Here is a 6,829-nt window from a genome sequence, read left to right on the forward strand (position 1 = left end):
CTTCCTTGGCTGATATGCGGGTTTTTCCGTTAAGTTTCTTTTTGCGTTTCTTCCTCAACCATGGCCTGCTAGAGATCACTAACCGACCACAATGGTATGTGGTTGAAGGCGGATCGCGCGCGTACATCGAACCCTTGACGCAAGGTTTTAAAGATAAGATTCATCTTGATAGCCCAGTTACACAAGTCAAACGCGGCTCGGCAGGTGTCGAGCTCATTGTTAATGGGCAATCACACCACTTTGATCATGTAATTTTTGCATGTCACAGCGATCAGGCATTAGGTATGTTAGAGCAACCGACAGAGGCTGAACAAGAGGTGCTCGGCGTAATGCACTATCAAGCCAATGAAGTCACTTTACATACCGACACATCACTGCTACCTAAGCGAAAAGCCGCTTGGGCAGCTTGGAACTATTGGCTTGATGGCAGTCCAGATCAAGAGTCGCGTTTACCAGCGCTGACCTACAATATGAATATCTTGCAGCATATTAAAGGCGCTCATACTTTTTGTGTATCGCTCAACAGCGGTGACCGCATTTCTGATGAGAAAGTTTTACGACAGTTTACTTATCACCACCCGGTATTCACCACGCAATCTATCGCGGCTCAGCAACGCAAGCCTGAAGTTAACGGTGTGAATAACACTTGGTACTGTGGCGCTTATTGGCGCAATGGTTTTCATGAAGATGGCGTGACCAGTGCGCTGGATGTGGTGACACAACTTGAAGCGCAAGCGCAGCAGTTAAAAGGCGCGGCGTGATGGAGACGGAGCCCAACAGTTGTTTGATGGTTGGCATGGTACGTCACCGACGCTTTACACCGATTGAACATGCGCTCAATTATCCATTGTTTATGCCGTGTATTGATCTCGATGAACTGGAGCAACTGAGTGATTCAGTTTGGGGGTTTGGCGAAAAATGGTGGCACTGGGCGCGTTTTCAGCGCGCCGATTATCTTGGTGAAGGGGATTTAAAACAGTGCATACAAGATAAAGTTCATGAGCTGACGGGCGACCGCTGCTCTGGAAAGGTGATAGCAGTATGTCACCTTCGTTATTTAGGAATTTATTTCAGCCCGGTTAATTTCTACTATCTTTATGATCAACAAGGTGAATGGCAATACTTGTTGGCCGAAGTGAGTAATACACCTTGGAATCAACGGCACTACTACGCGGTGAAAGCACAAGCGGGAGAAGAGCAGCAACAGTGGCGTCATCAAAAGGCGTTTCATGTTTCTCCCTTCAATCCTATTGATCAGCGATATCATTGGAAGTTGAAGCCGCTTGGTTCGTCATTGAGTGTGCATTTGGAATGTCACAAAGAAGGTAAAGTTTTCGATGCGACTTTATCGATGAAGGCACAACCATTTAATTCAAAAAATTTACTCAAGTTATTGATCAAAACACCCGTGATGGCCGTAAAAGTGACAATAGGTATTTACTGGCATGCTTTAAAGCTGTGGCTTAAAGGAGCACCTTTCTACTCCAATCCACATTCATAAATACGCAAGATCTACACAGAGACAGTGTCTAAATAACAATAACAAGGAGAACGCTCAATGCTTAATTCACAAACTCTCGCGTTGCCCAAGCAACTGACAGGGTTGCAAAAGAGTGCAAGAAGCTTCATTTTTCGCTGTCTACAGCGTTTAGACGTCGGCACTTTAACCATCATTGAAACCTTTTCCAATGAAGGCGCGTCCAGTCAGGAGACTTTTGGCGTACTTAAAGAGCATCAACCCCATGCAACTATTGAAATACATCATCCTCATTTTTATGCTCGTTTATTAAAAGGGGGTAGTATTGCAGCGGGTGAAGCCTATATGGATGGTTGGTGGGATAGCCCGAATTTGACCAGCCTAATGGAACTGATGGCTCGCAATGTCAGTGCATTAGATGGCATTGAAGCTCGCAGTAGTGTGTTGACCAAACTTTTTTATAAAGTCAGCCACTGGCTCAATCGAAATTCAATCGATAAAGCCAAAGAGAATATTCATGCCCACTACGATCTAGGCAATGATCTCTACCACACCTTTTTAGACAGTAATATGCTCTATTCCAGCGCGTTATTTCTGCATCCGGATGAAACGTTAGAGCAGGCGCAAATCAATAAAATGGAACGTTTGTGCCAGCAGTTGCAACTCAAAGCAAGCGACCATGTGATTGAGATTGGCACCGGTTGGGGTGCGATGGCGATTTACATGGCCAAAACTTACGGCTGTCAGGTCACGACGACGACCATTTCTGAAGAGCAGCATTACTACACCGCACAGCAAATAGAGCGGCAGGGGCTGGAGAGTCAAATCACCTTGCTCAAGCAAGATTACCGCCTGCTACAAGGTCAGTACGATAAATTAGTCTCGATAGAGATGATCGAAGCGGTCGGTAAAGAGTACCTCGCCTCTTATATTGAAAAGTGCCAGTCACTACTAAAACCCAATGGTTTGATGGCGATTCAAGCCATCACCATTGCTGATCAACGTTATGATTATTACAGCAATAATGTCGATTTCATTCAGAAATACATTTTCCCCGGCGGTTTTTTACCCTCAATTACTGCATTGACAACGGCGGCGACACAGCACAGTGATTTAGTGGTTCGCAACCTGTTTGATCTTGGTCCTGACTATGCGCATACGCTCGCTCATTGGCGTCACCGTTTTGAGCTTGCAAAACATCAGGTTTCACAACTTGGGTATGATGAGCGATTCACGCGTATGTGGCGTTACTATTTCTGCTACTGCGAGGGTGGATTTTTAGCAAAATCCATCAGCACTGTACATATGACTTTGCAAAGACCGATGTAATGAAGACGCTGTTTGCGGTCTCTCTTTGGTTTCAAGCGATCTGGTTTGTTGCTGTATTGGGGACAGAACGTTTGCAGTGGTTGGCATTGACCATGATGTTAGCCGCATTGATGTTTTCCTTGCGGCACTTTTCCTATCCTTTGGAAAGAGTGATTGCGTTAACTATGGTGGGTATTGTTATCGATGCCCTTAATCAGTATTTCGGATTATTACGCTTTGCTACCAATGACTTTCCCATTTGGTTAATGGTGTTGTGGGGCGCTTTTTCTTGGTATGCCTCCCATTTAGTGGTGCTGATGAAATGTTATCCATCCAAACTCATTTGTTTGATGGTCGGCGTGTTAGGCAGTTTAAGTTATTGGGCGGCAGAACGTTTAGGCGCTGTACATTTTGATTGGCCATTGGGTTTGACTATGGCCATCTTGTGGCTGCAGTGGGTGATGATCGGTGCATTGATACTTAGGGTATTTAGCGATGATGTTAGCAAAGAGAAATAGGCTAAGAAAATTCAACCTGTTACTGATAGTGATTGCCTTTCACAGCTTGGTGAATAACGCTTTTGCGGCGGTGGCCGACGATAAACTGACCGAATGGCAAACTTGGCCAGTGATTGGCCAAGCAAATTTAAGCTGGTTATGGCTAGATATTTATTCCTCGCAGCTTCGTACCCCATCAGGGCAGTACGAGCAAGGAAGCGATTTATCACCTCATCCCTTGGCGCTTGAAATTGAATATCAGCGCGACATCAGTAGTAAACAGCTGGTGGAATCGACCGCAGAGCAGTGGCAAAAACTCAAATTAACCGAGCAACAAATTGCACCGTGGCTGGTGCACCTATCGTCCATTTTCCCCAGCGTTACTGAGGGCGATCGCTTGATTTACACCTCTGATGGGCAGCAGGGCGCTTTTATTTTTCATCCCAAGAACGGTGTTCAAGCGCAGGTTGGTACAGTAGTTGATGAAGCGTTAAATGACGCCTTTCTCGCGATATGGCTGTCGCCACAGACGCAATACCCACACTTACGCAAACAATTGATAGGAATGCAACCATGAAAGCGATAGCCAGACGCAGTTATCTGTTACTTTTACTTTGGTTAGTGGGGTGCAGCGCTGATCTCACTCAATACCAATCTACGCAACCTAAGTTTGATCTATTTGAATACTTCTCTGGTCGAACGTTAGCATGGGGGATGGTGCAAGATTATACGGGGATGCAAACGCGTCGTTTCGAGGTTGCCATCGACGGAACAGTTGAGGGGAATAAACTCACTTTGGTTGAAGACTTCAATTTTGATGATGGTGAAAAAAGCCAAAGAGTATGGGTGATTGAACGTTTTGCTGATGGAAAATATATCGGTCAAGCGGATGATGTATTAGGCCAAGCCCAAGGGGAAGAAGTGGGTAACGCTTTGCGTTGGCAATATGACTTTTCCTTACCTTATGGTGATTCTACGCTAACCGTTACCTTTGACGACTGGCTTTACCGGCAAGATGAAAAGCGGGTGTTTAACCTGACTAAAATTAAAAAATTTGGTATCGAGGTCGGTAAACTAACGCTGTTCTTTGAAAAACAATAAGGCTCCGTAAGGAGCCTTATTGTGCTGATCATATGGCTTTGGGATTATCTCTGTTCTGCGCGTGGCGCTCTTGGCTTAGAGGCTTGAGCAAACGGTTTGCCTTTACTTGTCGGGCGAGAGTGTGCAGGTTTAGATGGGCCGCCTTGGTTTTTCTTACCGTTGTCTGTCGCGCTGCTAGCGCGTGGTTTGTTTGGCGATTTACTTGGTGAAGTAGCGTTCTCTTTACGCGGGTTAAGAGCGTCAAAACCCGGCTGAGTTTTGGTGTGTTTGGTCGCAAAACGGTTCGCTCCGTGACGGCCAGATTTACGACGCTGCGCAGGCGTGAGTGCATCCACATCATTCGCAGGCACCAAGCAGTTAGGTTTATCACCAATCAAATGCTTTTTACCCATGTTGATCAAGGCTTCACGGATAATCGGCCAGTTTAATGGGTCATGATAGCGTAACAGCGCTTTGTGCAGCCTGCGTTGACGCTCTCCCTTTGCGACAGTCACTTCTTCACGTTTTTTGTATTTCACACGTTTGAGCGGGTTAGTCTCTGAGTAATACATCGCGGTTGCATTACACATTGGCGATGGATAGAAGTTCTGCACCTGATCACACTCAAAATTGTTTGATTTTAGCCACAGTGCCAAATTGAGCATATCTTCATCTTCTGTACCGGGATGCGCGGAAATAAAGTACGGGATGAGGTACTGTTTCTTACCTGCTTCAGCGCTGTACTTCTCAAACATCTCTTTGAAGCGATTATAGGTGCCCATACCCGGTTTCATCATCAGATCGAGCGGATTCTTCTCGGTATGTTCTGGGGCGATCTTGAGATAGCCTCCTACGTGATGCGTGACCAATTCACGCACATATTCAGGAGATTCAATCGCCAAGTCATAACGCACACCAGAGGCGATCATCACTTTTTTAATGCCTTTGACTTTGCGCGCTTCACGATAGAGATCAATCGTATGTTTGTGGTCGGTATTGAGCTTATGGCAAATTCCGGGGAAAACACACGATGGGCGGCGGCAGTTCATCTCAGCTTTAGGATCACTACAACCTAAACGGTACATGTTCGCCGTTGGCCCACCCAAATCCGAAATGGTTCCAGTAAAGCCGGGAACTTTATCGCGGATCTCTTCCATCTCATTCAAAATCGACTCTTTTGAACGGTTTTGGATAATGCGCCCTTCATGTTCGGTAATCGAGCAGAATGAACAACCACCAAAACAGCCGCGCATGATATTAACCGAGGTTTTGATCATGTCGTAAGCAGGAATTTTACTTTTGCCATACATAGGGTGAGGCACGCGTGCGTAGCTCAGGCCAAACACGTAATCCATCTCTTCTGTGGTGAGTGGAATCGGAGCTTGGTTGACCCACAATTCACGGTCGCCATGGCGCTGAATCAGCGCCCGGCCGGAATAGGGGTTGGTTTCTAAATGCAGTACACGGCTTGCATGCGCGTATAAAATCCGGTCATTATTGAGCTTTTCAAAAGCAGGCAAACGAACCGCTGTTGTGGCGGCATCATGGCGAGAAGGACGAATGGTGATTGGCTTTGCTTCGGCTTCTTTTTCTTGATTAGTTTCACACTGCGTTTCCACCGCGTAAGGGTTCACAGGAACAAACGCTTTACCCGGTTTCTCAATACGTGATGAGTCAATGATGGTGTAATGCTCAGGCTCAGCGGCCAGGTTCACGGCCGTGCCGCGAATATTGGTCATGTCAGCTATGTTATCGCCATTGGCTAAGCGGTGCGCTACTTCAACCAATGCGCGCTCTGCGTTACCAAACAGCAGTATGTCGGCTTTGGCATCAAACAGCACAGAACGGCGCACTTTGTCTGACCAATAATCATAATGGGCAACGCGGCGTAAACTGGCTTCGATACCACCGAGCACCAGTGGTACATCTTTATAAGCCTCACGACAACGCTGTGAATAGACAAGTGTGGCGCGATCTGGACGTTTGCCACCTTCATTATTGGGTGTGTACGCGTCATCATGACGTAATTTTTTGTCAGAGGTGTAGCGGTTGATCATCGAATCCATGTTGCCGGCCGTGATGCCAAAAAATAGGTTGGGTTTACCCAGCGCCATGAAAGCGTCTTTATTTTGCCATTGCGGCTGGGCAATGATCCCAACGCGAAAGCCTTGCGCTTCGAGTAAACGGCCAATGATCGCCATACCAAAACTGGGGTGATCCACATAAGCGTCACCCGTGACGATCACGATGTCACAGCTGTCCCATCCTAGGGCATCCATCTCCTTTTTACTGGTTGGCAGGAAAGGTGCGGTTCCAAAGCACTCTGCCCAGTATCTTTTATATTGATGAATAGGAGTGATGTTGCTGTGCATATTTTGACCTCTGATTAATGAGCCGCGCATTATAACGACTTGCACTAGTAGTATCTAGCGGAACATTGGCTTTGCGTTCTATTTATAAAGAAAAT

At 46.4% G+C, this 6,829-nt stretch carries 7 protein-coding genes; 6 read left to right on the forward strand and 1 reads right to left on the reverse strand.

Translation table 11 applies throughout. The annotated features are described in order from the left end of the window. The 6 genes from B9J87_RS04385 to B9J87_RS04410 all read left to right on the forward strand — a co-directional run. Nucleotides 1-761: NAD(P)/FAD-dependent oxidoreductase (locus tag B9J87_RS04385; RefSeq protein WP_176429476.1), on the forward strand; the 761-nt coding region annotated here is incomplete at its 5' end. Next, a complete protein-coding gene (locus B9J87_RS04390) occupies nucleotides 761-1,501 on the forward strand; it encodes a DUF1365 domain-containing protein (protein WP_019280844.1) in 741 nt (246 codons plus the stop codon). The genes B9J87_RS04385 and B9J87_RS04390, both read left to right, overlap by 1 nt. A 57-nt stretch (nucleotides 1,502-1,558) precedes the next feature. After that, nucleotides 1,559-2,806: an SAM-dependent methyltransferase gene (locus B9J87_RS04395; RefSeq protein ID WP_094149481.1), complete on the forward strand. Its 1,248-nt coding sequence runs from the start codon at nucleotides 1,559-1,561 to the stop codon at nucleotides 2,804-2,806. Continuing rightward, nucleotides 2,806-3,303 carry a DUF2878 domain-containing protein gene (locus B9J87_RS04400; RefSeq protein WP_094149483.1) on the forward strand — a complete coding sequence of 166 codons (498 nt, stop codon included), beginning with the start codon at nucleotides 2,806-2,808 and terminating at the stop codon, nucleotides 3,301-3,303. Before B9J87_RS04395 ends, B9J87_RS04400 begins: the two co-directional genes overlap by 1 nt. Then, nucleotides 3,281-3,859, forward strand: a complete 579-nt coding sequence (locus tag B9J87_RS04405; RefSeq protein WP_017049909.1) for a chalcone isomerase family protein — start codon at nucleotides 3,281-3,283, stop codon at nucleotides 3,857-3,859. Before B9J87_RS04400 ends, B9J87_RS04405 begins: the two co-directional genes overlap by 23 nt. Continuing rightward, on the forward strand, nucleotides 3,856-4,383 hold the full coding sequence (locus B9J87_RS04410; RefSeq protein ID WP_017042007.1) for a DUF3833 domain-containing protein: 528 nt from the start codon (nucleotides 3,856-3,858) through the stop codon (nucleotides 4,381-4,383). Before B9J87_RS04405 ends, B9J87_RS04410 begins: the two co-directional genes overlap by 4 nt. Before the next feature lie 44 nt (nucleotides 4,384-4,427). Here the strand turns inward: B9J87_RS04410 and B9J87_RS04415 are convergent, their stop codons facing one another. After that, a complete protein-coding gene (locus tag B9J87_RS04415) occupies nucleotides 4,428-6,734 on the reverse strand; it encodes a YgiQ family radical SAM protein (RefSeq protein ID WP_094149485.1) in 2,307 nt (768 codons plus the stop codon). Nucleotides 6,735-6,829 lie beyond the last annotated feature (95 nt).

Source organism: Vibrio sp. V19_P1S1T109, from assembly GCF_002241375.1.
Lineage (GTDB): Bacteria > Pseudomonadota > Gammaproteobacteria > Enterobacterales > Vibrionaceae > Vibrio > Vibrio anguillarum.

Bases quoted from the DNA above. Each gene is read 5' to 3' on its own strand.
- B9J87_RS04405 (WP_017049909.1), top strand. From the start codon at position 3,281: ATGATGTTAGCAAAGAGAAATAGGCTAAGAAAATTCAACCTGTTACTG.
- B9J87_RS04390 (WP_019280844.1), top strand. From the start codon at position 761: ATGGAGACGGAGCCCAACAGTTGTTTGATGGTTGGCATGGTACGTCAC.
- B9J87_RS04410 (WP_017042007.1), top strand. From the start codon at position 3,856: ATGAAAGCGATAGCCAGACGCAGTTATCTGTTACTTTTACTTTGGTTA.
- B9J87_RS04415 (WP_094149485.1), bottom strand. From the start codon at position 6,734: ATGCACAGCAACATCACTCCTATTCATCAATATAAAAGATACTGGGCA.
- B9J87_RS04395 (WP_094149481.1), top strand. From the start codon at position 1,559: ATGCTTAATTCACAAACTCTCGCGTTGCCCAAGCAACTGACAGGGTTG.
- B9J87_RS04400 (WP_094149483.1), top strand. From the start codon at position 2,806: ATGAAGACGCTGTTTGCGGTCTCTCTTTGGTTTCAAGCGATCTGGTTT.